This window comes from Bradyrhizobium sp. SRL28 (genome assembly GCF_018596315.1).
Classification (GTDB): Bacteria; Pseudomonadota; Alphaproteobacteria; order Rhizobiales; family Xanthobacteraceae; genus Bradyrhizobium.
This window is the reverse complement of sequence record NZ_JAHEAG010000001.1, coordinates 478529-502602: the sequence shown is the minus strand read 5'-3', so window position 1 is coordinate 502602 and position 24074 is coordinate 478529. Positions and strand designations below refer to the sequence as shown.

Genomic DNA, 24074 nt, shown 5'->3' with positions numbered 1-24074 from the left:
CGGCGCCTTGTCGCCAGAGGTGGCATCGCCTCAAAGATCAGCGGCGGGGAGGCCATCGAGGCGTTCCCACTGTCCAGAAGGGTCGTGCTCCGTTTCTTTCGCATGCGATGTTCAGCCAACCGGTCCGGGGATCCAATAGTCGCCGGAAAGCGGCCTAACGCTTACGCCATAGATTACCCCGCGCTGCAGGCTCGGGTCGAAATGGCGCATCGCCCGCTCATTGAGGTCAATGATGCGGCCAGGCGTTAGTGGCCCCACGTCATTTATCTTGACGATGACCTTCTTGCCTACAGCCTCGACGAGGGCATACTTCGGCCTCGCGCCATATCGGACCCCACCAAATTTCTGGCGCAAGCTCGTCTTGATGGCAGCCGCCCAGACAGAGGGATCGTAGCGCTCGCCGGAGGCTGTGTTCGGGCCGCCCTCCCGCCATCCGGGCTTGAACGGATTGTACGTGGATGCTGCGCCAACGATCGCATCCCCAGAAGCGGCATTGACGACGGCGCTTGAATGAACTGCATCACTTCGAGCAACGGTAACAGAAAAGGCAAGCGCAAGTACGGCGCCGCAAATTGCGGCGCCCGAGCGATACAACATCATAACTCCTTGATTGATTTTCTAGAACGTTCGGTTCCCGATGCCGCAAAACATGATCGAGCGAACGCGGATGCGTTGACGAACTCGTGCCGAATGTTTTGTGGATTCGTGCCAACCCGGGCGACGGAACCGTTGTGGGAACCAGTGTGGTCCTCGCACAGGTGTTCTTAGTTCTCACCGACTAAGACAGAAATTGCGTCAGCAACATGACTGAATGGAGCCTCTTGGCTAGGGCGTGAATAGGAGCAAGCGTCCGACCCATGTCCGTTCGGGGTCGCAAAGCGGCCGCTCGGTAAGTGGGTGCTGTTGACTACGTGCCAAACTTGGAAGTGGCGCCGTTATTCGACCGCCTCGTCGATCGACGGGAACAAGAGGGGACAAGATCAGGCGCATCAGCCGCGCTCTTCAGTCTGCATCCGCCACAGAGCCCGCTGCTTCAAGAAGAGCGGAATCCCTCTACGGCCATCGATCGCGCGAGATAGATATCATCTCAGCGTTCGCAGCTTGCCGCTGTTTAATGATGGGATACCTGAGACTTGCCGTTCCTTCGCTTCGTAGTATTCGGCCGAGAACTGAATTGACCATCGCGAGAAGAACGAACGCAATTTCTGAGTGGGCTTTTCGACGCCGAGATGTTCGGTGACATGCGCCTCGCGCAGCCACCTTGCCACCCATGCGAGGCCTGCGGTGCGTTCAAGCTTCTCAACCGCCGCGACGCTGACGGTCTCTGCCTGCCGATAGCGAAAACCGGCCTTTTTGATCACATACAGGGACTTGACGGTTTCATAGCCCTTGAAGATGAGCTGAACGAGCGGATGTTTTTTGGCCTGTGGCCAGGCTGCTGGGTACACCGGCAGCACCAAAAGCTTGCTCTTGGCGATGACCGTTGCCAGCGGATGCAAGAGTTGCATCCAAGCTGGCCAGGACGTGACCTTGGCAAACAATACCGCGTGCATCGCCGTTGCAGCCCCGAAGGAAATCGGGAGCCAAAGTACCGCGCCCAGGATCACGAGCAATGCGGTGTTCGGAGTGAGATGTCGGCATTTTCGGAACACCCATGCCATGCCGCTTTCAAAGGCAATGTACACAGCATGTTCGAACGCCCGATAGCTAATCTTCCGCCGGAGCCACGACCAGTTCCGGCGGATCGATGTACTCCACTGTCGACGTTTCGTCTCGGAAATGGGGAGGAAGCGCAACGCGCCGTTTATGACAGTAACGATGACATTGCCAAGAACCCTGGCCGCCAAGAGCGGAAGCCAGACAATCTGCATTGCCAAAGGGAACGCGTAGTCGAGCAGCCGCATCAAGATCGAAAGAATGAAACGCAGGATTTTGTTTGCGGCCAGCGCGAAAAAAACAAGTGGGACGATTATCACATCGTCAAGGGCACCGCGGAAGCGGCTTTCCTCCGTCCGTGCCTGGTTATTATAGTGGGTCACGGTGCGACGGTTCCTGGCTGAGGACAGGGGGTCGTGCCGGCTCAGAGTAGCACACTGTAAGGGCCAGCGGGTGGTCTCAGGTGCCAATCTCTGGAGCGATGACATCTCTCAGTTGGGTAAAAGCGTCGCGTCCTTGGCTGTCTTCTTTTCCACTAGGGACAGACTCGACGGCAAGAGCCATCAGAGAGCGTTACCCAAACCACCACCGCCCGAGGTAAAGTTGATCGATTGCATCGAGACTGGGAGTGATATTACTCAATGGTTGTTATCCGACTTCGATTATCAGTATCCGGTATATCCGACGAGTACCGACGGCTTTCGCGGGGGATGATCCGATGAAGTTCAGCAGTGTAGATTTGTCGACGATACTCGACCGCATTCTTGATACGGCGGCGGACAATCTCAGGATCGCAAAGATTCTGATTCAGATGGGCCTCGATCCCAACAACATCACCTACGACGCACTATTCAGTCGGCTGCTGGAAATTGTGCTGGCCAACATCACGCTTGCCAATATGTTCGCTCTGGTTGGCGCCATCTTTCTTGTCGCTACCCTGCTGATGCAGACGATAGTGCCGCTGCGCGTGGCGAACATGGTCGGCTGCATGTTCTTCGTCGCCTATGGCGCGCTCTCGGGAAACGTCGGGGCTTTCTTCCTCTATCTGTTGTTGCTGCCGATCAATGCAATCCGCCTCCGTCAAATGCTCAATCTGATCAAAAGGGCACGTATCGCGACGGAGGGCGACACCTCCTTGGAATGGCTAAAACCTTTCATGACCGAGCGCAGATACCGCCGGGGAGATAAATTGTTCAGGAAGGATGATGCAGCTTCCGAAATGTTCCTGACGGTCACAGGAACGTTTTTGGTCAAGGAAATCGGCGTGGAGCTTCCACCGGGACGTCTCATGGGCGAACTCGGTTTCCTTACTCCCAATCAGCGGAGAACCGCGACCGTCGAATGCATCGAAGACGGGCAAGTGATGACCATAACTTATGAAAAGCTCCTCGAGATCTACTTTCAAAATCCGCAATTCGGTTATTACTTTCTCGTCCTGACCAGCCAGCGCCTGCTGGAGAACATTTCGCGGCTGGAAGGAGTCGTTGCACAGGAAAAAGCCTTGCGGCCGCCTACGGCCGCGGACGACATAGCTTAAGCCTTGGCTACTGATTGCTTCACACATCCACGTCTCAACGCAGTGCGGGTCTTGCAAGCAACATTTCGGTTTGGATCAACTGGAAGCCGCTGCCTGGTCCCCCATCCGGCAAGCCCGCTTCAGTGCGCCGCAAATTCTCCTCGATGTTCTTCTGAGAACACGTGCGCATATAGGTTGGAGATCCACTGCTTGCCTTCCTGCGTCACCCGCAGATACCGAAGTGCATCGCCGATATAGGGCCGGACGGCCTGCCAGAAGAAAGCCGGGTACGCAGCCCGCAAATCATCGGAGGTTTGATATCCGAGCTTTTCGATCGCGCCTGTTTCCTGAAATTCGGCAAATAACGCGGACGTCTTGCGCAAATAGTTGATGTCGGCCAGTTGGCCGATTAGATCCGCGGCACGAAGCAGGCCTGGATAATCTGCGGTGCTGGTATGCTGCTCGTGCTCCGGTACGGGAAAGCGCGTGTGCTCGATATTGGCCTCGATTTCTGGCGTGTCGATGTGCGCCAAGCTTATTTTGCCGAAGCGCTCGCGGACAAAGAGCTTCGATCGCGTGACATGATAGGGGGTCAAGGATGCGTCCGTGGCTCCCGCGGATATGGGCGCGAGATCACCTTTTTCGTTGCAGACATAATGTCCATCGCGGTCGCCCCGACATACCCCTCGTACATACCCGATATCGTGGCACAGGAGCGAAATCGTAAAATGGAGCCAATCGCGTGGGGTGACGCCGCCGTCCCTGATGTGTTTCCCGCGCAAAATCTCCTGGCCAACTAATGTCACCATGATGGTGTGGTTCACGTCGTGATAGGCCGCATCACTATCGGCGATATTCTCCAACGAGAGGCGCGCAACGAAGCCAATGATGTCCGGATAGGCGGGCTCAAGGACCCCATAGATTTGGCCGTACGTATGTTGAAGATGCTGGATAAACGCCTGGATGACAATTTCTGTTGGATTGAACATGATCGCCTCCGATCCGGGATGCTATTCCGGTTCAGGCATTTCGTCACCGGTTATCGGTCTCGGGTTTCTGAAGTTAGCGGAATTTTGCAATTATGCATGCGTCACTGCTGAACTGCCTTTCGCGGTCGAGCAATCGTCAGTCGCGACAAGTCACGCGGTCATCAGGCAGACCGTTCGACGTGGGCGCGAATGGCGCCTGTTTGCGCGTCGATCCAGCCGTGCTTGCGGGCTGCTTCGATCATGGCGAAATAGCCCTTTTGCCAGCTTTCGCCGTCGGACCGCCCGGGCAGGGTCGGGACGAGTTCGATCGAAATCAGCGCATTCCGTTCGTCGACGAATGTAATTCCCACAATCGAGGGCGAACGATCTTCGGTAGCGCCTCTAAGCACCAGTTTGAAGTTGCGGAAGTCTTCCGGTTCCACGAGCGTCAGGCCATCGCTTGACGAATATTGAACGATCATTGCTCGGATCCCATCACGTCAGGGGCAGCGTGCGAAGTTCTCCCTGGAAATTGATCACGGGATTGCCGGCGCAGGGCCGTCGGGTCGCAACGATCCGCCCGATGAAGATGCCGTGGCTGCCGACAATCTGGTGCTGCTGCAGAACGCAGTCGATGGCGCATATCGCCGTATCCAGCAATGGCGCGCCGGTTACGCCTTCACTCCACGGCGCATTCTTGAATCGATCCGCACCACCGACGCCATCAAGGCCTGCGAAATGCCGCGCCAGCGCTTCCTGTCCGGTTCTGAGCAGACTGATGCCGAAGTACCCGTTGGCGAGAATGGAATCGTGTGCCTCCGATTTTGTGTTGACGCTGACGAGCAGGCACGGAGGGTCCGCGCAGATCGAAGTGACGGAACTCGCCGTCAACCCTCGGCGGGCCTCGCCCACGCCTGTGGCGACAATGGCAACGCCGCTGGCCAGATTTCGCAGGGCCTCACGAAATTCGCTCGCCTCGACCGGTGGGAAATGGGCGAGCTGAGCAACGCTCGCTCGCGGGCCGGGATGCCGCGTCATCGTTGATGGCGCCTCGATCATGCCACGGCGCTTTCGTCGTCGCGTTGGGGGTGGCGGGCGCTGCCGCCCTTGCTTTTCAGCTCGCGGTGGACGGCGGGAATGATCCGTTCACCCCAGAGATCGATCTGGCGCAGCATCGTCTTCTGGTCGAAATCGCCGAGTTGGGTCTGCAGCGCGATATGCGACGGCTTCAATACGCTGATTTCCTCCAGCAGGCGGTCGATCACCTGGTTGACGCTTCCCACCGGCAGATTCTTGCGCATCGTCTCCAGCGACATGTCGTTCGGGCCTGCTTCCTCCTTGATGAGGTAGCCGTCCTCGCTCTGGGCGCGGCGGAACTTGAGGCTTTCCGACACCCGGCGCTGGAAGCGTGCGTTGTCGAGATAGGACATGATCTCGCTCTCGTTGTCGCTGGCATAGCCGCAGCGCAGGAAGCCGAAGCGGGTATTGTCGATGGATCGGCCTTCCTTGGCCGCGATTCCTTCCAGCCGCTCACGCAAGGCTTTCACCGCGTCGAGGCCGTTGAGCAGCGCCGTCACGAACAAATTGTGGTTGTCGCGGATCGCGCGACCCAGCGTCTCCGGGTGACCCGACGTTACCCAGATCGGCGGCATCGGCGTTTGCACCGTGCGCACCGCGATCGCGGTTGGCGGCATCTTCAGGTGCTCTCCATCGTAGGAGAAGATGCGGTCGCGCATGCCCGCCTGCAGGATGTCGTAGAATTCCGCGAACAGCGAATGCGAGTCCTTCAGATCGACGCCGAAGCGTTCGAACTCGAATTGCTGGTAGCCCGAGCCGATGCCGAGATCGAGCCGGCCATCTGAAACCGTGTCGGCGAAACCGATCTCGCCGAGAAGCCTGGCCGGATTGTACAGCGGCAGCACACAGACCGCGGTGCCGAGTCGGATCCGCGTCGTCAGTCCGGCGCAATGCGCGACCATCATCAGCGGCGAGGGGCACAGGCTGTAATTGTTGAAGTGATGCTCGGCGTACCATGCGGTGTCGAAGCCCGCGGCTTCCGCCGTCATCGTCTGCTCCACGGCGTTACGGATCACCTGCTGCGAGGATTGGTGATAGCCGCGTTGCTGGGCGAGAATGAATACGCCAAATTCCATGGTTGCGTTCCTCAGGTGGTTTCTTGATGTGCCGGCGGCCGACGATGGAGCGAGGCTAGGGCCTTGCGCTTTATCGGACAATCGCTCTATTTTGAGCATGTCTTTTGCAGAATCTGAAAAGATCAAAATGAGCCAGTTGCAAGCGATGGAGTTATTCGTGAGCGCGGCGCGGGAGGGCAGTTTCTCCGCCGCCGGACGCCACAACGGGCTGTCGCCGGCCTCGGTATCGCGCCGCATCGGCGAGCTGGAAGCGCGGCTCGGCGTTCAGCTTTTCAACCGCACCACCCGTCATCTCGCACTAACAGAGGCCGGCAAGGCCTACCTGCAGCGGGTCGAACCGGCGCTGCACAGCATCGAGGACGCCGAGGCGGCGGCGCTTGCCCTGCAAAGCACGCCGCGCGGAACGCTGAGGGTGCATTCCCGCATGCTGTTCGGCATGACCGTCGTGATGCCGCTGATGCCGCAATTCCAGAAAATGTATCCGGAGCTCAAGGTTGAGCTAAGCCTTTCGGAACGGCGTATCCAGCTTCGCGAGGAGGATTTCGACATCGATCTGCGGATCGCCGCGCCGAAGGATGAGAGCCTGATGCAGCGCCGGCTGCTTGCCACCGAGCGCATCCTGGTGGCTGCACCCGACTACATCACGCGGACGCCGGCGGTGCGTGAGCCGGACGATCTCGTGAAGCACAACTGCCTGACTTACTGGATGGGCGCCAACGATGTGGTCTGGCGCTTCATGCGCAAGGGCAAGCTGAAGGAGATGACGGTGCCGTCCTCGTTCAGCGCCAACAACGGCTATGTGCTGCATCAGCTCGCGGTGATGGGACACGGCATTGCACTGCTCGACGATTACACCGTCTCGGGTGAAATTGAACGGGGCCAGCTGCGGCGGCTTCTGCCCGGCTATCGCGTCACTAATTCAACGTTCGACGAGGGCATCTACGCGACCTTTCTGCAGACGAATTACCTGCCCGGGAAGATCCGCGCCTTCGTCGACTTTCTGGCTGCGAACGTGCCCGGCCAGGTCAAGAAAGGCGGATTGCTGCCGATGCGGTTGCAGGCGACCAGGCGCGTCAGTCCGCGGTGAATGTGTAAGCGGGAAGCCCGCGAACGCCGAGGCCTTCGATTGCGAAGAGCCCGCCCGCATCGGGTTCGGAGGCCGACAAATTGGTGCTCTTCGAAATCGACGTCACGTACAGAATATCGAGGTTGGGTCCGCCGAACGCCACGCTGGTCGGATGCTTGACCGGTAACTCCACCGTGCGGTCGAGGCGGCCGTCGGGTGCGAATCGTGCCAGCGCGCCCGCGCGCACAAGGACCGACCAGAGATAGCCGTCGGCATCGACGGTCGCGCCATCCGGGCCCGAGTTGAGGGCGCTCGTATCCGCGAACAGGCGCTTGTTGGCGGGCAGTCCGTCGCGCCGATAGTCGTACGCAAAGATCGAGCGTCGCGCGCTGTCGCCGAAATAGAGTATGGCGCCGTCAGGACTGAAGCATGGGCCGTTGCTGACACCGAAATCGGTGTCGAGCAGCGTCACCGCCCCGGCTTGCAGGCGATAGAGCCCGCCGAGCGCCGGTTCGTCGTGCGCCCGGCCATGGTGCATGGTGCCGGCGATGAAGCGGCCCAAGGGATCGACCTTGCCGTCGTTCAGCCGCAACATCGGATGATCGCAGCCGATCGACGCGATCGACGACGTGACCTCGCCCTGTTCAAAATCATAACGGGCGAAGCCGTGCTGCAACGCCAGCATGGCGCCGCCGTCATGCCGCAGCACCATCGAACCGACAGGTGAGGGGGCATGAAATTGCTGCAGTTCGCCGGTCACCGGATCGAGTCGGTGGATCGTACCGGCCAGCGAATCGATCCAGTAGAGTCGCTGCGTGCGACCATCCCATACCGGACTTTCGCCGAGTTGATCGCGTGTGTTGCCGACCCGCCTGACGCGTAGTGAACTCATCTCTGTCTTCCCCTTGCTGCCCGCAGCGCGACGGCGTGGTGCGGACTTGACCGGTCGGTCAGCGAAAAATACAGTGAAATTCCGTGGTCGGCGTTCGTTTCGATCCAGAATCCAAGATCAGCTCCGACCGGATGTGATGACCGAGATGTCGACGACAAAGGATGGCCAGCCCGACAAGGCCGATGGTTCTGACCGCGTCGCGCAAATTCTCTCCGAGGCCGAGCGCATCTTCGCCCGCAAGGGATATGCAGGGGCGTCGATGCGCGACATTGCGGTCGCCTGCGGCATCTCGAAGGCACTGCTCTATCACCACTTCGCCAACAAGGAGGAGCTCTATTCTCGTGTAACGGTCGGCTCCACCGACGAGCTGTATCTTTTCGTGCGCGATCGTGTTCCATCTGGCCCGCCCTCAGCCAAGATTCGCGCCTTCATGGTCGCGACCGCCGAGTATTTCCGGCGCTACCGCTGGGCGTGGATCGCATCGACGACCGCATTCTGGAACGATCCGGATCGTCATCGCCAGAAGGAGCGGATGACGCGGCGAGACCGTTACGAAAACTTCCTGCGCGGCCTGATTGAGGAAGCGATCGAGGCCGGCGAAATCCGTGAAGTCGACGTGCCCATGGCCGGTCGCCTGATCCTTTCGTCGTTGAACTGGATGCATCGCTGGTACAATCCCAACAAGGCCATGACGCCCGAGCAGATTGCCGACGTCTATTTCGATCTCGTGTTCAACGGTCTGCGGGCCGGTGACATCTCTCTGCCAGCGCCGCCTCCGCCCAAGCCGGCGCGCCGCAAGCCACGCTGAGCGTTGCAGGCACCGGCAGGGCGGTCAATCGAGCACGATGTTCTGGGACTTGATCACAGGCCCCCACAATGCCGCATCCTTCTTGAGCTGCGCATCGAGCAGGTTCGGCGCGCCGGTGTCTGGCAGCAGTCCGTCGGTCTGCAGTTGAGTTGCGATCTCAGGCTTCTGCATCGCCGCATTGGCGGCCGCGTTTAGTCTGGCGATGACATCGGGCGGGGTGCCCGCCGGGGCGTGGAGCGCGGTCCAGAACGACGCCGTCAGTTCCGGATAGCCGGACTCCGCAAGCGTCGGAACGTCAGGTAGATTTGGCGACCGCTTGTCCGACGACAGCGCGAGGATCCGCAGCGTACCCGCGGTCGCGTGTTCCATCACCGCCGCGGGCGTTGCGAAATTCAGATCGCACGCGCCGGAGAGCAGGTCCATGATCGACAGCGGATTGTTGCGATAGGGCACGTCGGTGACGGCAAATCCCATCGACTTGCTCATCATGATGCCGAACAAGTGCGTCACGCTTCCCGGGCCGAGGGTGGCATAGAACAGCGGCTTGTCGCGGCTCTTGGCGTAGTCGACAAAACCCTTCACGTCGGTGACCGGCATTTTGGAATTGACGGTCAGCGACAGCGGGCCGTGGCAGAGCATGGCGACGGAGGAAAAATCCTCGAGCTTGTAGGGCAGGCTCTTGCGCAGCAGCACGTTAAGCGAGATCGGCCCTGTACCTCCGGCAAGCAATACCGTCCCGTCCTTCGGCGCTCGCGCCACATATTGCGAGCCGACGATGCCGTTGGCGCCGGGCTTGTTGTCGACGAGAACCGGCTGCTCCAGCGTCTCCGACATGGCCTTGGCGATGGTCCGCATCATACCGTCGATCGAGCCGCCGCTCGCGTAGGGCACGATGATGAAGATGGTTTGCGCCGAACGCGCCTTCACGATTGAGGGCGCCGCAAACGGTGCCAGCAGGGTGCCGCCGATCAGCGCGGTGACCTGGCGTCGGGTGATAGTCGCCATCGGTATCGTCCTCCCTTGATGCTGTTCTTGTTGTCTTGGCCGTTGTCTTAGATCATGACCGATCGGTCAGTCAAGATTTGTGACGGAGGATACTTGCGAGCGGTTTTTTATAGTGGTACTTGTCCATCATCCTGACCGATCGGTCAGCAATCAAAGCCTCGGAACGGGGCGTTCAAGTCCGGAGGGAATCGTGTCGGCCGATATCGTCACCCTTGAAGTATCCGATTACATCGCACTCGTGACCTTGAACCGGCCGCCGGTGAACGCGCTCGACCGCGCCATGCGCGAACGCATCGTGGCGGTGTTCGACGAGATTTCCGAGCGCAGCGATGTCCGTGTTGCGGTGCTGACCGCCAACGGCAAGGTATTCTGCAGCGGGGCGGATCTGAAGGATCGTCCCGATGCCACCCAGCCCGGCGCCTTTCACAGTCACAACAGGATCACGCGCGAAACCGGCAACAGCATTCGCGAATGCGCCAAGCCGGTGATCGCGGCGGTGAACGGTGCGGCGCTCGGCGCCGGCCTCGGGCTGATGGCGTCCTGCGATATCTATCTGGCCTCGGAAGAGGCGGTGTTCGGCATGCCCGAGATCAATGTCGGCCTCGCCGGCGGGGCGTCGATGTTGCGCACGCTGGTTGGCCGTTCGCTGCTGCGGCGCATGTTCTTTACGGGCTTGCGGGTGTCGGCAGCCGAGTTCTATCGGCGTGGCATCATCGAGGCCTGCACCAGCCAGGCGGACCTCGTTCCCGAGGCGATGAAGATCGCCAGGGAGATTGCCTCCAAAAGCCCGATCGCGATGAACTACGCCAAGCAGGCGGTCAACATGGTCGACCTGATGCCGCAGCGCGATGCCTATCGGTTCGAGCAGAACATCACGATGACGCTGTCGAAGACCGAGGATGCCAAAGAGGCCCGCCAGGCGTTCCTCGAAAAGCGCGACCCTGTGTTCAAGGGACGTTAGAGATGCGCGTGGGCGAAGGCCTCGAGGCGCTAATGCGGCCGCGCTCGATCGCGATCATCGGCGCGTCGCAGGATCCGGCCAAGATCGGCGGCCGGCCGCTGCATCTGTTGCGCCGATATGGCTATGCCGGGCAGATCTATCCGATCAACCCGAAAGCCGCCGAAGTGCAGGGGCTGAAGGCCTATCCTTCGGTGATGGAAGTGCCGGAGGCGCCGGATCTCGCCCTCATCGCGGTGGAAGCCGAAAAAGCGCCCGACGCGGTCGAGCAATGCGCCGCGCGCGGTGTGCGCGGCGTCGTCGTGTTCTCCTCAGGCTTTGCCGAACTGGGCGAAGCCGGCGGGGCGCTGCAGGAACGGCTGCGTGCCGCCGGGCGGCGCACCGGCATGCGGATATTGGGGCCGAACTGTCTCGGCGCCGTCAGCATCGCCGACAAGAGCATCGCCACGTTCTCGATCGTTCTTGAAGAAGGCCTGCCGGTGGCGGGTACGCTCGGCATCGTCTCCCAGAGCGGCAATCTCGGCAGTTTTACGATGCGGCTTGCCAGCGAACGCGGCGTCGGCGTCAGCCGGTTCATGACCACCGGCAACGAATGCGACATCGATATCGCCGATGGCATCGCTTTTCTGGCGCGCGACCCCGCCACGCGGGTGATCCTGTGCTGTCTCGAAACCTGCCGCGATGCCGGCCGCCTGATCGCAAGCCTGGAAGAGGCGCGCGAGGCCGGCAAGCCGGTCATTGCGTTGAAGATCGGGACTTCGGCCGCCGGCCAGGCGGCCGCCGCATCCCACACCGGTGCGCTTGCCGGATCGGACGCGGTGTTCGATGCCGTGCTTGCACGCGCCGGCGCGCTGCGCGTGCACAGCATCGAGGAACTGATCAATCTGGGCGATGCCGCCTCGATGTTGCTGCCGGATCGTTTGCCGCGCGGCCCGAGGGTGGCGCTGCTGACGGCTTCCGGCGGTTTTGGGATATTGCTGGCTGACGCTGCCCATGCGGCGGACCTCGTGATGCCCGAGCTGAGCGAGGCAACGCAACAAGCCATTCTGGACGTCGTGCCGTTCGCCTCGGCGCGCAATCCGGTCGATGCGACGGCGCAGATGTCGAGCCGACCGGAAATGCTGCAGAAGATATTGTCGGCCGTGGTCGCGGACGATACCTGCGATGCGGTACTGATGCCGTTGCCGCTGTCGCTGTATGTGCCGCGGTTGCGATCGATCTACATCGAAACACTGCGGCGCATCCGCGAGCAATATCCCGATCGCATCCTGATGCTGTGCGTGCGCGGCCCGCAGGATGCGGTCGCCGAACTGCGTGCGATGGGCTATCCGATCATCGACAGTTTTGATGGCTGCTGCGCAACGCTTGCCGCACTGGCAAAGCTGCGTACGGCGCTGAAGAAGCCGGAGAAGACATCGATTGCGCCCTCGGGCGAGCGTCCGGCGCCGCTTCCAGCCGATGCGCTGCGACATGAGTTTGGCGCCAAGCGGGCGCTGGCGGCGGCTGGCATTCCCGTCCTTGCCGAGCGTCTGGTGCAGGACGCCGATGCGGCCGCGCTTGCAGCGGCTGAAATCGGCTTTCCGGTGGTGCTGAAGATCGTTTCGCCTGACCTGCCGCACAAGACCGAGGTCGGTGGCGTCAAGGTTGGCCTCGCCTCAGTGGATGAGGTGCGGCAGGCCTTTGCCGAGATGCTGCGAAGCGTCGCGGTCAAGGCGCCGCAAGCCGTGATCGACGGCGTGCTGGTCGCGCCGATGGCAAAAGGAATTGCCGAGCTCATTCTCGGCACCACGACGGATCCGGTATTCGGCCCGGTGGTTATGGTGGGACTCGGCGGCATCTTCGCCGAGATCATCGGGGATGTCGTCGTGCAGACGGCGCCCGTCGATGAGGCCATGGCGATGGAGATGCTGCGATCGCTGAAGGCGTTCGCGGTGCTGGATGGCGCGCGGGGCCGGCCCCGTGCCGACACGGCGGCGGCAGCGCGGGCGATCGCCGCGCTGTCATGCTTTGCCGCCGCGCATGCGCGAACTATTTCGGAAATCGACATCAACCCTCTGCTGTTGATGCCGGAGGGGCAGGGTGTTGTGGCCCTCGACGCGCTGCTGGTGCCGCATTCCGAAGGCAAAGGTAAGGAATCATGATGACCGTCATGGAAGCGCAGCAGCACCCCGACGTCGCCGCCGGCTTGTTGACGGGGGAGGCCTATCGCCTGACGGTGCGGGACTGGCTCCGCAACGAACTGCCCGCGTCTTACCGCAGCGACAGCGCAGCATTCTCGCCGCCAACGCTGGAACAGTCGATCGCCTGGGAAGCAGCGATGCATCGCGCCGGGCTTTCGGGCATGACCTGGCCAACGAGTTATGGCGGGCACGGCCGCACGCTGCGCGAACATCTCATCGTCAATCAGGAAATCGGCTCGCTGGCGATGCCGGACAGTGTCAATTCCATCGGCAAGGAACTGGCCGGGCCGATCATTCTCGCGATCGGCACCGAAGAGCAGAAGAAGCGCTTCCTGCCGGCGATCCTTCAGATGCGCAATATCTGGTGCCAAGGGTTTTCCGAGCCCGAGGCCGGCTCCGATCTTGCCGGCCTGCGCACGCGCGCGGTGCGCCACGGCGATATCTGGCGGATCAACGGCCAGAAGATCTGGACCAGCGGCGCGGCGCGGTCGCAGCGCTGCCTTTTGTTGGCGCGGACCGGACCGGTCGAAGATCGGCACCGTGGGTTGGCGCTGTTCGCGGTGCCGCTCGACGCGCCCGGCGTTCGTGTTCGCACCATCAAATCGATCGACGGCAAGGAAAGCTTCTGTGAAGTCTTCTTCGATGAGGTTGAAGTCGCGCAGTCGGACGCCCTCGGTGCGCCCGACGAGGGCTGGGCCGCGGCCATCCGCGTGCTGGAGATCGAGCGGGCGACCAACCGGATGTATCGCGCCTGGCGTTTCCAGAACGAGCTGCGCCATCTGATCTCGGCCTGCAAGACCGACGCTGTACTGGCGGGGCTCCTGGCCGACAGCCATTACGCGGTTCGTCTCGCCGAAACGGTCGTGGATATCGAGGTGTTGAAGGCGCACGTTGAAACCGCGGTCGATGTGCTGGTCGATGGCGGCTCGATCGGCGCCCGCGGCAGCCTCGCCAAGTTGCATTGGAGCGAGGCGCACCAGCGGTTCGCGATCCTGGCGATGGAGCTTTTGTCGAAGGCGCCGTTGCCGCTCGCACCGTCGGTGAAGGTCGCGCTGCGGCGCTTCGAGGGCATCTATCTGGCGTCGCGCGCCGAGACGATTTACGCAGGCACTACCGAGATCCAGCTCGGCATCATTGCCGACAGGATTCTCGCACTTTCCAAAGGTAAGTAATGGCCATGACGGAAGATGGATTGTCGCCGGCCGATTTCGCGGCGACCGCGGCGCGCGCGATTGCGGCCTGCGCCGGGCTCACCGCGCGACAGCAGGCGGAGCGCCTCGGGGGCGATGGCTTGCTGGGCGTGACGGCAGGCGAGGAGGTCGGGGGGCTCGATTTGCCGGCCGCCTTCGCGGTTCCGGTCGCCGCCGCCAGTGCGGGATTGCTCGGTTTTCCGCTCCTGGAAACGCTTCTGCTCGGCCGCCTGTTGCAGGCACCGTTGCCTGATGTGTCACGCGCGATCGTGTCAGGCGCGGCATGCGCAACCATCGCCTGGACAAATGCCGCCTCGGCCAAGCCTGAAGGCGACCGCGTCGTACTGAGCGGCTGCGCGGGCCGCGCACCGTGCGCCGCTGATGTCGATTGGCTGCTGGTGCGTGTCGGCGACGATGCCGCGGCGCTCGTTCCAGTCACGGCATCGGGGGTCACGCTGGAGCCGACCGGCCTGGACCTGGCCATGCCGGAACACACCGTGCGGCTCGATCACGTCAGCATCGCCGAACGCAATCTGTTGCCGGCGGGCACCTGGCCGCTCCTGCAGTCGGACGCGCTGGTCTTGCGCGCGGCGGCGATCATGGGATCGGCGGAGGCTTGCCTTGCGATGGCGCAGGAGCACGCCTCGACACGGCGGCAGTTCGGCCATGCGCTGGCCTATAACCAGGCCATCCGTCACGCATTGGCGCGGCACAAGCTCGGACTCGAAAGCATCCGCCATGCGATCACGCGCAGCCTCTTTGGCGAAGCCAGCGCACTGGAGCGAAATGCCGCCTTCCTTGCCGCCGCGTCGTATGGCGTCGCGATCAGCCAGGGCGCGCTGCAGATTCACGGTGGCATGGGGTTCACCTGGGACGTGCCGATACACCGCCATCTGCGGCGTATCCTTGCCCTGCAGGCGCAGGGCGATGCCAGCGGCCTCTTGCGGGCGCTCGGACATCGCTATGTCGCGGAGATTGAGCCTGCATCGGAAGCGGCGGCATAACGGAGAAGGATCGGGGAGATGACTGAGACTGCAATGAAAGCGCTGGCAGGTCGCGTTGCATTGATCACCGGTTCCGGCAGCGGCATCGGGCGGGCGACGGCGCTCCGTATGGCGTCGCTCGGCGCCGCCGTCGGCGTCAACGATCTGAAACAGGAGGCGGTCGATAGCGTCGTTGCCGAGATCAAGGCGGCTGGCGGCAACGCGGTGGCGGTGACGCGCGACGTATCGACCCGCGACGGCATGCGCGAGGTGGTGCTGGGTTTTGCCCAACAGCAGGGGCGGCTCGACATTCTCGTCAACAACGCGGCGTGGGTCCGTTACCAGTCGGTGCCAGACATCGCGCCGGAGACTGTGGAGCGAATGCTCAATATCGGCTTCAAGGCGATCATATGGGGCATTCAGGCGGCCGCGGAAGTCATGGACGCGGAACGCGGCGGCGCTATCGTCAATGTGGCCTCGGTCGCAGGCCTCGTCTCCGCCAAGAACAGTATCGTCTATAGCGGCATCAAGGCGGGCGTGATGGGCATCACCCGGGCGGCAGCGGCCGAACTCGGCGCGCGCAACATCAGGGTCAATGCCGTCGCGCCCTCGGCGATACCCACCGAAGGCACCATGCGAAACCGCAACGCAGAGCTCGATGCACGCCGCGTCGCGCGCACGCCGTTGGGGCGGCTCGGCACTGTCGAGGATATTGCGCGCGCGATCTGTTTCCTGGCCGGCGATGACAGCGGGTTCGTATCGGCGCAGGTCATGACGGTCGATGGCGGAATTACCTTTACCAACATCTAGTCACCAACACGTGGTCATGGGGTCGGCGTGAGAGCGAAGGCGCGGGAGACGGATTTCAGTGGGCGCGCCGTCCTCATTACCGGTGGCGCGGCGGGAATCGGCTGGGCGACGGCGCAGCGCTTCGCTGCCGCCGGCGCGCGGGTACTGATTGCCGACATCGATGCCGACAGGGCCGCCAGGCGCGCGGCCGAACTCGGCGACGCGCACGGATCCTTTGGCGTCGATCTCGCTCAAGACCATCAGGTCGTCGCAATGGTGGAACACAGCGTCCGCCAATTCGGCCGCCTCGACATTCTGATCAACAATGCCGGCCGCACCGATCCGGATGGCCTGAGCGCCGTGGACCAGCCGGTCGCCGCCTTTGAACATCTGCTGGCTGTCAATCTGCGCGGAAGTCTTCTCGCCGCAGAGGCGGCGGCCTCCGCGATGAGGACATCCGGTGGCGGCAGCATCGTCAATGTCGCGTCCGGTGCGGCGCTGCGTCCCGTGCCTTTCCGCAACGGCTACAGCGCCTCCAAGGCCGGCGTGCTGGCGATGACGCGCCATCATGCCTGCGCTTTTGCTGGGGACGGAATCAGGGTCAATGCAGTTGCGCCGGGCTACACGCGCACCGAGCTGGTCGATGAGCTGATCGCGCGCGGTCGTATCGATCCAGCCGCCGTGGCGCGGCGAATCCCGCTCGGCCGGATGGCGGCACCGGATGAAATCGCAGCCGTGATCGCGTTCATGGCGTCGCCGCGCGCGGCCTATCTCACGGGCTCAACGTTTCTGGCCGACGGCGGATCGCAGGTGAGCGGCAGCAGCGGGGCGGTCGCGCCTCGGCAAGCCGGCCAGCCGGCGCTGGCCGGACGGCCCGTCTACCTTGTCGCGGGGGCGTGCAGCCGGCTCGGCGAAGCCGTGGCGCGGATGCTCGCCGCCCGTGATGCCACGGTGATCCCAGTCGACCGCGAAGAAAAGCAATTGTCCGTGCTGGCGGCTGCGCTTGGCGCGGACCATCCGGTGCTACCTGTCGATATGTTGGACGAGGCCGGTTTCAGGGCCGGCATTGAGGCCATTGTGCAACGTATCGGCCGGCTCGACGGTGTCGTGAATGCGATCGGCGCCGAAACGCTGATGGCGCCGCGGCGGATGATGGGCGGCGCCGAACCTGCGAGATCACAGGGTGACGACAGGCAATCGTCCGACGCGCATCTGGTGGGCGCGCTGCGGGTTGCGAAAGCGGTTGGGCCGACGTTGCTGAGGCAGGGTTTTGGCGTGCTGGTCAATCTGACGTCGGTCGACGCAGATGTTGTGTTGGGTGCGGATGCCGGAAGGGCAGCCAACGCAGCGGCGGTCGCGATGTTCACGCGCACGCTGGCCTCCGAATGGGGTGGGCACGGCGTTCGCGTTAACGCGATCGCGGCCGGGCTATTCGGGGATGTCCCGTCTGAGGCGCTTGCGCGGATCCCGCTCGGGCGCGCGGTATCGCCGCAGGACGTCGCCGAGGTTGCGGATTTTCTTCTGAGTACAGGGGCGGGCTACGTGACCGGAAGCGTCATCACGGTCGATGGAGGAGTGAGCATCTCAGCCGGGCCCGACCGTTCGCCATTGCAAAGGATCCCATCGTGAACCTGACGCCAGCGGAACAAGCCCTGAAGGACGAATTCATCCGGCAGCGCGGCTACTGGCGGCCGTGGACCGAGGGTCTGTTGCGGCTCAATCCGGAATTTCTCGCTGCCTATGCCAGATACGCCGGCTATCCGGCGGCGACCGGCCCGTTGTCGCGAAAGATGTGCGAGCTGATCTATGTCGCGCTGGATGGTTCGGCCACGCATCTTTTTCGATCGGGCCTTGCGCTTCACATGGGGCTTGCGCTCGAAAGCGGGGCATCCGCGCAGGAGATCATCGAGGTGCTTCAGCTTGCGACCGCCCAGGGACTGGACGGCTGCAACCTCGGCGTCGAGATCCTGGTCGAGGAACTCGCCATCGCGGGGCATGACGCCGTGCTCCCGCATGACGAACTCTCGGCTGAACAACGCAAGCTCCGCGACGACTATCAAGCCCGGTTCGGCGATTGGCCCGATTTCTGCGATCACCTGCTGCGGGTCGATCCCGGCTATTTCGCCGCGATGCTGGAGCTGCTTTCCGTGGCGCCGCCCTCCAACGGTCTCGACGAGAAATCGCGCGGCCTGATATCGCTGGCGCTGAGTGCCTGCTTTACATCGCTCAATCCGCACGGGCTCCGGCTGCAAATCCGGCGGGCGCTCCGGCTCGGCACCGATCACAGGGAAATCCTGCAGGTGCTGCAGATGACCGCGCATCTCGGCGTTCACGCGTGCACCGTCGGCGTGCCGCTGCTGCTCGAAGCGATCGGTGCAACGCCTGATGGGGGAGATCGCAAAGCGCCATGAAGAACGTCACGTCACGTCTGACAATCCGCGACCGGCGCGCCTTCGTGTCCGGCGCGTTCTTCCTGACCGTTGCCGTTTTCTTCTATGCGGTGGCGCTGGGCTACGCGCCGGGCACCACGGCGCGAATGGGGCCGGGCTATTTTCCGCGGCTGTTGAGCATCGTCTTGGCGGCAATCGGGCTGTTCGTGATGGCCGGCGCCATGCGGCCGACGGCGGAAATGCAACGGCTACGGGCGTGGGACCTGAAGGGGCTGTTGTGGGTGACCGGCTCGGTGATGCTTTTTGCCTTCCTGCTCTATCCACTCGGCTTCGTGATCTCGCTGTTCGTTCTGATCATGGTTTCGAGCAAGGCCAGTCCCGAGTTCACCTTGAAGGGCGCGCTGGCGAACGCCGCGGTGCTGATCGTGTTGTGCGTCGGCGTGTTCGTCTATGGCCTCGGGCTGAAGTTCCCGGTCTGGCCGACCCTGTTCAACTGAGCCGGAGCATCGGGGATGGATCTCATTCATAATCTTGCGATCGGCTTTTCCACCGCGTTCCAGTTGACCAATCTCGTTTATGCTTTCATCGGCTGCCTGCTGGGAACGCTGATCGGGGTGCTGCCGGGCCTTGGGCCGCTCGCGACGATCGCCATGCTGCTGCCGATCACCTACGCGCTGACACCGGAAGCCGCACTGATCATGCTCGCGGGCATCTACTACGGGGCGCAGTATGGCGGGTCGACCACGGCCATCGTCGTCAATCTGCCGGGCGAGTCCTCGTCCGTCGTCACCACCATCGACGGTTATCAGATGGCGAAGCAGGGCAGGGCCGGTGTCGCGCTCTCGACCGCGGCGATCGGATCGTTCTTTGCGGGCACCGTTGCCACGCTGGCGGTTGCCGCGCTCGCCCAGCCGCTGGCTGCCACCGCCTTGCTGTTCGGGCCGAAGGAATTCTTCTCGCTGATGATCCTCGGCCTCGTCGTCGCCTCGGTGCTGTCCTCCGGTCCGTTCATCGAAGGCATCGGCATGGTGGTGCTCGGCATGCTGCTCAGCCTGATCGGCACCGACATCAACAGCGGCACCCAGCGCTTCGCATTCGGCATTCCGCAATTGTTCGACGGCATCGACTTTGTGCCGCTCGCCATGGGCATCTTCGGCTTCGCCGAAATCGTCAGGAACCTCGAACCGCACGGTGACATCTCGCTGGTCACCCAGAAGATCAGGAACCTGTTCCCGACGCGCGAGGATTTTCGCCGCATGATGCCGGCGATCTTCCGCGGCACGGCGCTTGGCACCATGCTCGGCGTGTTGCCTGGTGGCGGGGCCGTACTGTCTTCCTTTGCTTCCTACACGCTGGAGAAGAAGCTCTCCAAGCATCCGGAGCAATTCGGCAAGGGGGCGATCGAAGGCGTGGCGGGTCCTGAATCCGCCAACAATGCCGGCGCCCAGACCTCGTTCATTCCGTTATTGACGCTGGGCATCCCGTCCAACGTGGTGATGGCGCTGATGGTCGGCGCCATGACGATCCACAATATTCAGCCCGGCCCGCAGGTCATGACCAAAAACCCCCCGCTGTTCTGGGGCCTGATCGTTTCGATGTGGATCGGCAATTTGATGCTGGTGATCCTCAATCTGCCGCTGGTAGGACTGTGGGTGAAGCTGCTTTCGATTCCCTATCGCTATTTGTTTCCGGCCATCATGGTGTTCTGCTCGATCGGTGTGTTCTCGATCAACAACGGCACGTTCGAAGTCTACGAGGCGGCCTTGTTCTGCATCTTTGGCTACATGCTGATGAAGCTGGACCTTCCGGCCGCGCCCTTGCTGCTGGGGCTGGTGCTGGGTCCGGCGATCGAGGAGAACTTTCGCCGCGCCATGGTGCTCTCGCGCGGCGACAGCACCGTGTTCCTGACCTCGCCATTGTCCGGCGGCCTGCTGGCAGCAGCCGCCGTCGCCGTCGTGCTGATCACGCTGCCCGCCATCCGCTCCAAGCGCGAGGAAGCGCTGAAGGAATAGCTCTGCTGACCCGGATGGCCTGACGGATACGTGTAGCTGAAAGGGGACAACGTTACCGCGTGCTCTGACGCTCACCTACCTTGAGGCCTCAGGTCCGCATAGAGATCGACGTTCGCACACGTATCGTCGAGGCAGGTATCGCCGAAGGAGAAGCAGCAACTGATATTGCTGCCTGCAGTCTTTTACTGCGGCGCAATGCCGGCATCCCTGATGATCCGGCCCCATCTATCAATCTCAGCCTTGAGGAGTGCTTCGAGTGCCGCGGGTGTGGCTCGCTCTTCATCAACGGGCGCCATGCTGAGCTCAGCAAAGCGGTTGACCAGTGGCGGGTCCTTCAGCGCCTTTTGCAGGGCATCGACGAGCGCGTCGATGATCGGCTTCGGCGTATTGCGCGGTGCGTACAGCCCGTACCAGGTGGTGACGTCGAACTTCGGCACCCCGGCTTCCGCCGAAGTCGGCACGTTCGGCAGGGTCGGGACGCGTTTTTTGCTGGTGATGGCGTAACCCGGGATGGTGCCGGCCTGAATATAAGGCGTAGGTCCGGTTGCCGGATCGCAATAGATGTCGATGTGGCCGGCGATGATATCGTTCAGCGCGGGGCCGCCGCCCTTGTAGTAGATCGGCGTGAGCTTGGCTTCGATGGCACTCATGAACATCAGCCCGCACAGATGCGACGCGGAGCCGAGGCCGACATTGCCATAAGTGACCTTGTCGCCCTGGGCGCGGACATGGGCGACCAGTTCCTTCAGGTCCCTGGCTGGAAAATTCGCGCGCGCCACCAGGATCATGGGCACGTCGGTGACGAGGCCGATCGGCGCAAAGTCGCCGACGGGATCGAACGGCAGCTTCGCATAGAGCGCGGGCGCGGTCGCCTGGCCGACATGCATCAGCAGCAGGGTGTAGCCGTCAGGCGCGGCCTTGGCGACGCGATTGGTACCGAGGGTGCCACCGGCGCCGACGACGTTTTCTATGACGACCGCCTGCTTCAGCGTCGCACTCATCGATGTCCCGAGCAGGCGGGCAATGACGTCGCCTGGGCCGCCGGCCGAGAAGGGAACGACCATCGTGATCGGCCGGCTCGGAAATTCCTGGGCGAATGCCGGCAGTACGGGCGACAATAGCAGCATCAGAAAAACGCGTTTTACGAACTTCATGGCAAGTTCCTATCGGCCTTGTGGCCCTTTGAAACGGCTTGATCGAAATAACGTTGGGTCATTCATCCGCGGTCGCCTTTTCGTTCGACGCGGATGATTGCTCGATCATGCTGAGCGCGGCCACCGCCGCCGCCCTGATATGATCGACGCAGCATTGCTCGGCGAGATCTGGGTCACCGCTCTGAATTGCGCGCCAGATCGCGGTGACCTCGCGCAGGCTCTTGTTGATTCGCTTCGGCTGCGACATCGAGGTGATTCGCAACAGCGTGATCCGGTCATGCAGCGGCCTGAGCATTCGTTCGATGAAGGCGTTTTGACAGCCGCCGATCAGCGCGGCGTAGAACTCAGTCTTGGCCTCAAGGGCCGTCATAAGGTCGCCATCGGCGAATGCGGCTTTCAATTTGGAGAGTGCATCGCCGATCCGGCGAACGACGGCGGGATCGTGCAGGCGGGCGCATTCACGCCCGGCAAATCCCTCGAGAACGGCACGTGCCGCGTAGAGCTGTTTTGCTTCCTCGAGACTGATGGTGCTGACGACGGGGCCGCGATGGGGGACCGTGTTGACCAGGCCGTCGGCCTCCAGCAGCCGAAGTGCCTCGCGAATGGACGGACGGCTCACGCCGGTCATCTCGCAAAGCTCGCGTTCGATCAGGCGCTGGCCCGGCTTCAGTATCCCGGACATGATCGCTTCACGCAGCTTTTGGGCTACCATCGACCGGACGGTCGGAACGTCCTCGATCCGGAGCGTGGATTGCAATTCACCGCGTTTATCCATTGTCTACCGCCTTGGTGCCGACATTGGTTCAATAGCGATTTACGGGCAGAATCATCATCTCCGCAATCTGAACATGCGGCGGCTGGTCCAACGCAAAGACGATCGACCGGGCAATATCGGCCGGATCGAGCGCCATCTTGAACTGGTCGAAATAGTCCTTTTCCTTCTCCCGGTCGCCGCGGTAGCGGGTGAGGATAATGTTGGTCCTGGTCAGGCCGGGCTGCATCTCGGTTACCCGGATCGCGGTTTCTGCGAGCTCTCCCCGGAGCGTTTCAGTAAACATGTGCACGCCCGCCTTGCTGGCGCTGTAGGCGGCCATGTCAGGAACGATGCGTACGGCGTTGATCGAGCTGATGTTGACGATATGGCCCGTGTTACGCCTGACCATGTCGGGTAGCAGGCTACGGGTCACCCGCATCAGGCCGATCAAATTGGTCTGTATGATCGCGGACCAATCGTCCGCCGCGCCGACATCGAAGCGCGTCCGGCCGCCGATGTCGTGACCGGCATTGTTGACGAGGATGTCGATCGGCTTGAAGGCGTCCGGGACGAGATCGGGCAGGCGGTCCACGGCTTTGGCGTCGGTAATATCGAGCTCGATCGGGAATGTGTTGTCGCCCATTTCGGCGGCGAACTCGCGAAGCGAGGCCGGATCGCGGTCGGCCAGTACGACCCTTCGCCCGCTTTCGACCAGCGCTTTCGTAATGGCACGACCCATGCCACCGGCGGCGCCGGTTACCAGGGCATTTCGGCTCGATGCTTCAGTCATTGTGTATCTCCTGTGGGGGGTAGCCGATGACGCTCATGCGATGGACCAGCCCCCATCGATCGGCAGCGTTGCCCCTGTGATGTCCTGCGCGGCCGGGCTGCAGAGGAAGGCTGCCATCGCGCCGACGCCTTCCATGGCGACAAATCGTCCGGTCGGTTGACGCGTCGCCAGATAGTCGCTTGTGGTCTCGTCGATGCTGCGGCCCTCGCTGGCCACGATCCCTGCGATTTTTCCCAGAATGGCCGGCGTGGGCAGCGTGCCCGGGCACAGCGCGTTGCACGTAATTCCGTTCTTCGTGGTCTCGATCGCGACCGCACGGGTCAAGCCGACGATAGCGGTCTTGGTGGTCACATAGTCGATGCGGTCCGCGACGGCGCGGGTCGAATAGATCGAGGCCATGTTGATGATGCGGCCCCAGCGTCGCTCTTTCATCCCGGGCAATGCGAGACGGATCAGGTGGAACGGGGCCGACAGATTGACGGCGAGCGCTTCGTCCCATCGTTCCGGCGGGAAGTGTTCGACCGGTGAAAAATGCCGGACCACCGCATTGTTCACCAATATGTCGACCGCGCCGGTGCGGCCGAGCAGGTCGGCCATGACAGCTTCTATGGCGGTGCGCTGCGACAGGTCGGCTGCGATGCTGACCACCTCGACGCCAAACTGCGTGCGAAGACGATCTCGCGTCTGCACCGGTTCGACCAAATCGTGCAGGACAATGCTGGCTCCCGCGCCTGCAAGGCTTTCGGCCACGGCGAGGCCCAGGCCTGCCGTTGCCCCGGTCACGAGAGCCCATTTGCCCTTCAACATCTC

24 protein-coding genes are annotated in these 24074 nt (G+C 62.4%); 12 read left to right on the top strand and 12 right to left on the bottom strand.

Going from position 1 to position 24074, the window contains the following annotated elements:
- Positions 1-111: 111 nt before the first annotated feature.
- Positions 112-600 (bottom strand): septal ring lytic transglycosylase RlpA family protein, encoded by a 489-nt coding sequence (locus KIP88_RS02140; RefSeq protein ID WP_308163178.1) that lies wholly within the window; start codon positions 598-600, stop codon positions 112-114.
- Between the two features lie 482 nt (positions 601-1082).
- Positions 1083-2039, bottom strand: a complete 957-nt coding sequence (locus KIP88_RS02135; protein WP_214486169.1) for a hypothetical protein — start codon at positions 2037-2039, stop codon at positions 1083-1085.
- Positions 2040-2374: 335 nt separating this feature from the next.
- Here KIP88_RS02135 and KIP88_RS02130 point away from each other — a divergent pair, with 335 nt between their 5' ends.
- On the top strand, positions 2375-3193 hold the full coding sequence (locus KIP88_RS02130) for a Crp/Fnr family transcriptional regulator (protein WP_214486168.1): 819 nt from the start codon (positions 2375-2377) through the stop codon (positions 3191-3193).
- Between the two features lie 119 nt (positions 3194-3312).
- Here KIP88_RS02130 and KIP88_RS02125 read toward each other — a convergent pair whose 3' ends face one another.
- The 4 genes from KIP88_RS02125 to KIP88_RS02110 all read right to left on the bottom strand — a co-directional run bounded on the left by KIP88_RS02125 (position 3313) and on the right by KIP88_RS02110 (position 6293).
- Complete coding sequence (locus tag KIP88_RS02125) at positions 3313-4161, bottom strand: Npun_R2479 family HD domain-containing metalloprotein (protein WP_214486167.1); 849 nt, start codon at positions 4159-4161, stop codon at positions 3313-3315.
- A 161-nt stretch (positions 4162-4322) separates the two neighbouring features.
- Complete coding sequence (locus tag KIP88_RS02120) at positions 4323-4622, bottom strand: hypothetical protein (RefSeq protein ID WP_214486166.1); 300 nt, start codon at positions 4620-4622, stop codon at positions 4323-4325.
- A gap of 13 nt (positions 4623-4635) precedes the next feature.
- Positions 4636-5178, bottom strand: a complete 543-nt coding sequence (locus KIP88_RS02115) for a flavin reductase family protein (RefSeq protein ID WP_214486165.1) — start codon at positions 5176-5178, stop codon at positions 4636-4638.
- Between the two features lie 17 nt (positions 5179-5195).
- Positions 5196-6293 carry an LLM class flavin-dependent oxidoreductase gene (locus KIP88_RS02110; RefSeq protein WP_214486163.1) on the bottom strand — a complete coding sequence of 366 codons (1098 nt, stop codon included), beginning with the start codon at positions 6291-6293 and terminating at the stop codon, positions 5196-5198.
- A 127-nt stretch (positions 6294-6420) separates the two neighbouring features.
- Between KIP88_RS02110 and KIP88_RS02105 the strand changes: the two genes are divergently transcribed.
- A complete protein-coding gene (locus KIP88_RS02105) occupies positions 6421-7380 on the top strand; it encodes a LysR family transcriptional regulator (protein ID WP_214486162.1) in 960 nt (319 codons plus the stop codon).
- Here KIP88_RS02105 and KIP88_RS02100 read toward each other — a convergent pair.
- The gene (locus tag KIP88_RS02100) at positions 7367-8251 is read right to left on the bottom strand and encodes an SMP-30/gluconolactonase/LRE family protein (protein WP_214486161.1); all 885 of its coding nucleotides are present in this window, start codon (positions 8249-8251) and stop codon (positions 7367-7369) included. The two genes, KIP88_RS02105 and KIP88_RS02100, sit on opposite strands and share 14 nt — an antisense overlap.
- Positions 8252-8396: 145 nt before the next feature.
- Here KIP88_RS02100 and KIP88_RS02095 point away from each other — a divergent pair, with 145 nt between their 5' ends.
- Positions 8397-9059 carry a TetR/AcrR family transcriptional regulator gene (locus tag KIP88_RS02095; RefSeq protein ID WP_249790463.1) on the top strand — a complete coding sequence of 221 codons (663 nt, stop codon included), beginning with the start codon at positions 8397-8399 and terminating at the stop codon, positions 9057-9059.
- 24 nt (positions 9060-9083) lie between these two features.
- Here KIP88_RS02095 and KIP88_RS02090 read toward each other — a convergent pair whose 3' ends face one another.
- On the bottom strand, positions 9084-10064 hold the full coding sequence (locus KIP88_RS02090; protein ID WP_214486158.1) for a tripartite tricarboxylate transporter substrate binding protein: 981 nt from the start codon (positions 10062-10064) through the stop codon (positions 9084-9086).
- A 190-nt stretch (positions 10065-10254) separates the two neighbouring features.
- Here KIP88_RS02090 and KIP88_RS02085 point away from each other — a divergent pair, with 190 nt between their 5' ends.
- The 9 genes from KIP88_RS02085 to KIP88_RS02045 are packed head-to-tail and all read left to right on the top strand — an operon-like array spanning position 10255 to position 20566.
- Complete coding sequence (locus KIP88_RS02085; protein WP_214486157.1) at positions 10255-11025, top strand: enoyl-CoA hydratase/isomerase family protein; 771 nt, start codon at positions 10255-10257, stop codon at positions 11023-11025.
- 2 nt (positions 11026-11027) lie between these two features.
- Complete coding sequence (locus KIP88_RS02080; RefSeq protein WP_214486156.1) at positions 11028-13163, top strand: acetate--CoA ligase family protein; 2136 nt, start codon at positions 11028-11030, stop codon at positions 13161-13163.
- The gene (locus KIP88_RS02075; protein ID WP_249790462.1) at positions 13160-14374 is read left to right on the top strand and encodes an acyl-CoA dehydrogenase; all 1215 of its coding nucleotides are present in this window, start codon (positions 13160-13162) and stop codon (positions 14372-14374) included. The genes KIP88_RS02080 and KIP88_RS02075 overlap by 4 nt, the downstream gene beginning before the upstream one ends.
- Complete coding sequence (locus KIP88_RS02070) at positions 14374-15396, top strand: acyl-CoA dehydrogenase family protein (RefSeq protein ID WP_214486155.1); 1023 nt, start codon at positions 14374-14376, stop codon at positions 15394-15396. The genes KIP88_RS02075 and KIP88_RS02070 overlap by 1 nt, the downstream gene beginning before the upstream one ends.
- 18 nt (positions 15397-15414) lie before the next feature.
- Positions 15415-16185 carry an SDR family NAD(P)-dependent oxidoreductase gene (locus KIP88_RS02065; protein ID WP_214486154.1) on the top strand — a complete coding sequence of 257 codons (771 nt, stop codon included), beginning with the start codon at positions 15415-15417 and terminating at the stop codon, positions 16183-16185.
- Between the two features lie 27 nt (positions 16186-16212).
- Positions 16213-17793 (top strand): SDR family oxidoreductase, encoded by a 1581-nt coding sequence (locus KIP88_RS48115; protein WP_214486153.1) that lies wholly within the window; start codon positions 16213-16215, stop codon positions 17791-17793.
- On the top strand, positions 17790-18575 hold the full coding sequence (locus tag KIP88_RS02055; RefSeq protein ID WP_308163177.1) for a carboxymuconolactone decarboxylase family protein: 786 nt from the start codon (positions 17790-17792) through the stop codon (positions 18573-18575). Before KIP88_RS48115 ends, KIP88_RS02055 begins: the two co-directional genes overlap by 4 nt.
- A complete protein-coding gene (locus KIP88_RS02050) occupies positions 18572-19051 on the top strand; it encodes a tripartite tricarboxylate transporter TctB family protein (protein ID WP_214486152.1) in 480 nt (159 codons plus the stop codon). The genes KIP88_RS02055 and KIP88_RS02050 overlap by 4 nt, the downstream gene beginning before the upstream one ends.
- A 15-nt stretch (positions 19052-19066) precedes the next feature.
- Complete coding sequence (locus KIP88_RS02045; protein ID WP_214486151.1) at positions 19067-20566, top strand: tripartite tricarboxylate transporter permease; 1500 nt, start codon at positions 19067-19069, stop codon at positions 20564-20566.
- A 182-nt stretch (positions 20567-20748) separates the two neighbouring features.
- On the opposite strand, the gene KIP88_RS02040 is transcribed toward KIP88_RS02045, so the two are convergent.
- The 4 genes from KIP88_RS02040 to KIP88_RS02025 are packed head-to-tail and all read right to left on the bottom strand — an operon-like array spanning position 20749 to position 24071.
- Positions 20749-21720, bottom strand: coding sequence for a tripartite tricarboxylate transporter substrate-binding protein (locus tag KIP88_RS02040; RefSeq protein WP_214486150.1), 972 nt, complete (start codon positions 21718-21720; stop codon positions 20749-20751).
- A gap of 58 nt (positions 21721-21778) precedes the next feature.
- On the bottom strand, positions 21779-22495 hold the full coding sequence (locus KIP88_RS02035) for a GntR family transcriptional regulator (protein ID WP_214486149.1): 717 nt from the start codon (positions 22493-22495) through the stop codon (positions 21779-21781).
- A gap of 28 nt (positions 22496-22523) precedes the next feature.
- On the bottom strand, positions 22524-23264 hold the full coding sequence (locus KIP88_RS02030; RefSeq protein WP_214486148.1) for an SDR family oxidoreductase: 741 nt from the start codon (positions 23262-23264) through the stop codon (positions 22524-22526).
- 33 nt (positions 23265-23297) lie between these two features.
- On the bottom strand, positions 23298-24071 hold the full coding sequence (locus tag KIP88_RS02025) for an SDR family oxidoreductase (RefSeq protein WP_249790461.1): 774 nt from the start codon (positions 24069-24071) through the stop codon (positions 23298-23300).
- Positions 24072-24074: the final 3 nt, after the last annotated feature.

Bases quoted from the DNA above. Each gene is read 5' to 3' on its own strand.
- KIP88_RS02050 (WP_214486152.1), top strand. From the start codon at position 18,572: ATGAAGAACGTCACGTCACGTCTGACAATCCGCGACCGGCGCGCCTTC.
- KIP88_RS02075 (WP_249790462.1), top strand. From the start codon at position 13,160: ATGATGACCGTCATGGAAGCGCAGCAGCACCCCGACGTCGCCGCCGGC.
- KIP88_RS02070 (WP_214486155.1), top strand. From the start codon at position 14,374: ATGGCCATGACGGAAGATGGATTGTCGCCGGCCGATTTCGCGGCGACC.
- KIP88_RS02065 (WP_214486154.1), top strand. From the start codon at position 15,415: ATGACTGAGACTGCAATGAAAGCGCTGGCAGGTCGCGTTGCATTGATC.
- KIP88_RS02110 (WP_214486163.1), bottom strand. From the start codon at position 6,293: ATGGAATTTGGCGTATTCATTCTCGCCCAGCAACGCGGCTATCACCAA.
- KIP88_RS02045 (WP_214486151.1), top strand. From the start codon at position 19,067: ATGGATCTCATTCATAATCTTGCGATCGGCTTTTCCACCGCGTTCCAG.
- KIP88_RS02040 (WP_214486150.1), bottom strand. From the start codon at position 21,720: ATGAAGTTCGTAAAACGCGTTTTTCTGATGCTGCTATTGTCGCCCGTA.
- KIP88_RS02130 (WP_214486168.1), top strand. From the start codon at position 2,375: ATGAAGTTCAGCAGTGTAGATTTGTCGACGATACTCGACCGCATTCTT.
- KIP88_RS02030 (WP_214486148.1), bottom strand. From the start codon at position 23,264: ATGACTGAAGCATCGAGCCGAAATGCCCTGGTAACCGGCGCCGCCGGT.
- KIP88_RS02140 (WP_308163178.1), bottom strand. From the start codon at position 600: ATGATGTTGTATCGCTCGGGCGCCGCAATTTGCGGCGCCGTACTTGCG.
- KIP88_RS02025 (WP_249790461.1), bottom strand. From the start codon at position 24,071: ATGTTGAAGGGCAAATGGGCTCTCGTGACCGGGGCAACGGCAGGCCTG.
- KIP88_RS02100 (WP_214486161.1), bottom strand. From the start codon at position 8,251: ATGAGTTCACTACGCGTCAGGCGGGTCGGCAACACACGCGATCAACTC.
- KIP88_RS02035 (WP_214486149.1), bottom strand. From the start codon at position 22,495: ATGGATAAACGCGGTGAATTGCAATCCACGCTCCGGATCGAGGACGTT.
- KIP88_RS02120 (WP_214486166.1), bottom strand. From the start codon at position 4,622: ATGATCGTTCAATATTCGTCAAGCGATGGCCTGACGCTCGTGGAACCG.
- KIP88_RS02115 (WP_214486165.1), bottom strand. From the start codon at position 5,178: ATGACGCGGCATCCCGGCCCGCGAGCGAGCGTTGCTCAGCTCGCCCAT.
- KIP88_RS02090 (WP_214486158.1), bottom strand. From the start codon at position 10,064: ATGGCGACTATCACCCGACGCCAGGTCACCGCGCTGATCGGCGGCACC.
- KIP88_RS02080 (WP_214486156.1), top strand. From the start codon at position 11,028: ATGCGCGTGGGCGAAGGCCTCGAGGCGCTAATGCGGCCGCGCTCGATC.
- KIP88_RS02125 (WP_214486167.1), bottom strand. From the start codon at position 4,161: ATGTTCAATCCAACAGAAATTGTCATCCAGGCGTTTATCCAGCATCTT.
- KIP88_RS02105 (WP_214486162.1), top strand. From the start codon at position 6,421: ATGAGCCAGTTGCAAGCGATGGAGTTATTCGTGAGCGCGGCGCGGGAG.
- KIP88_RS02095 (WP_249790463.1), top strand. From the start codon at position 8,397: ATGTCGACGACAAAGGATGGCCAGCCCGACAAGGCCGATGGTTCTGAC.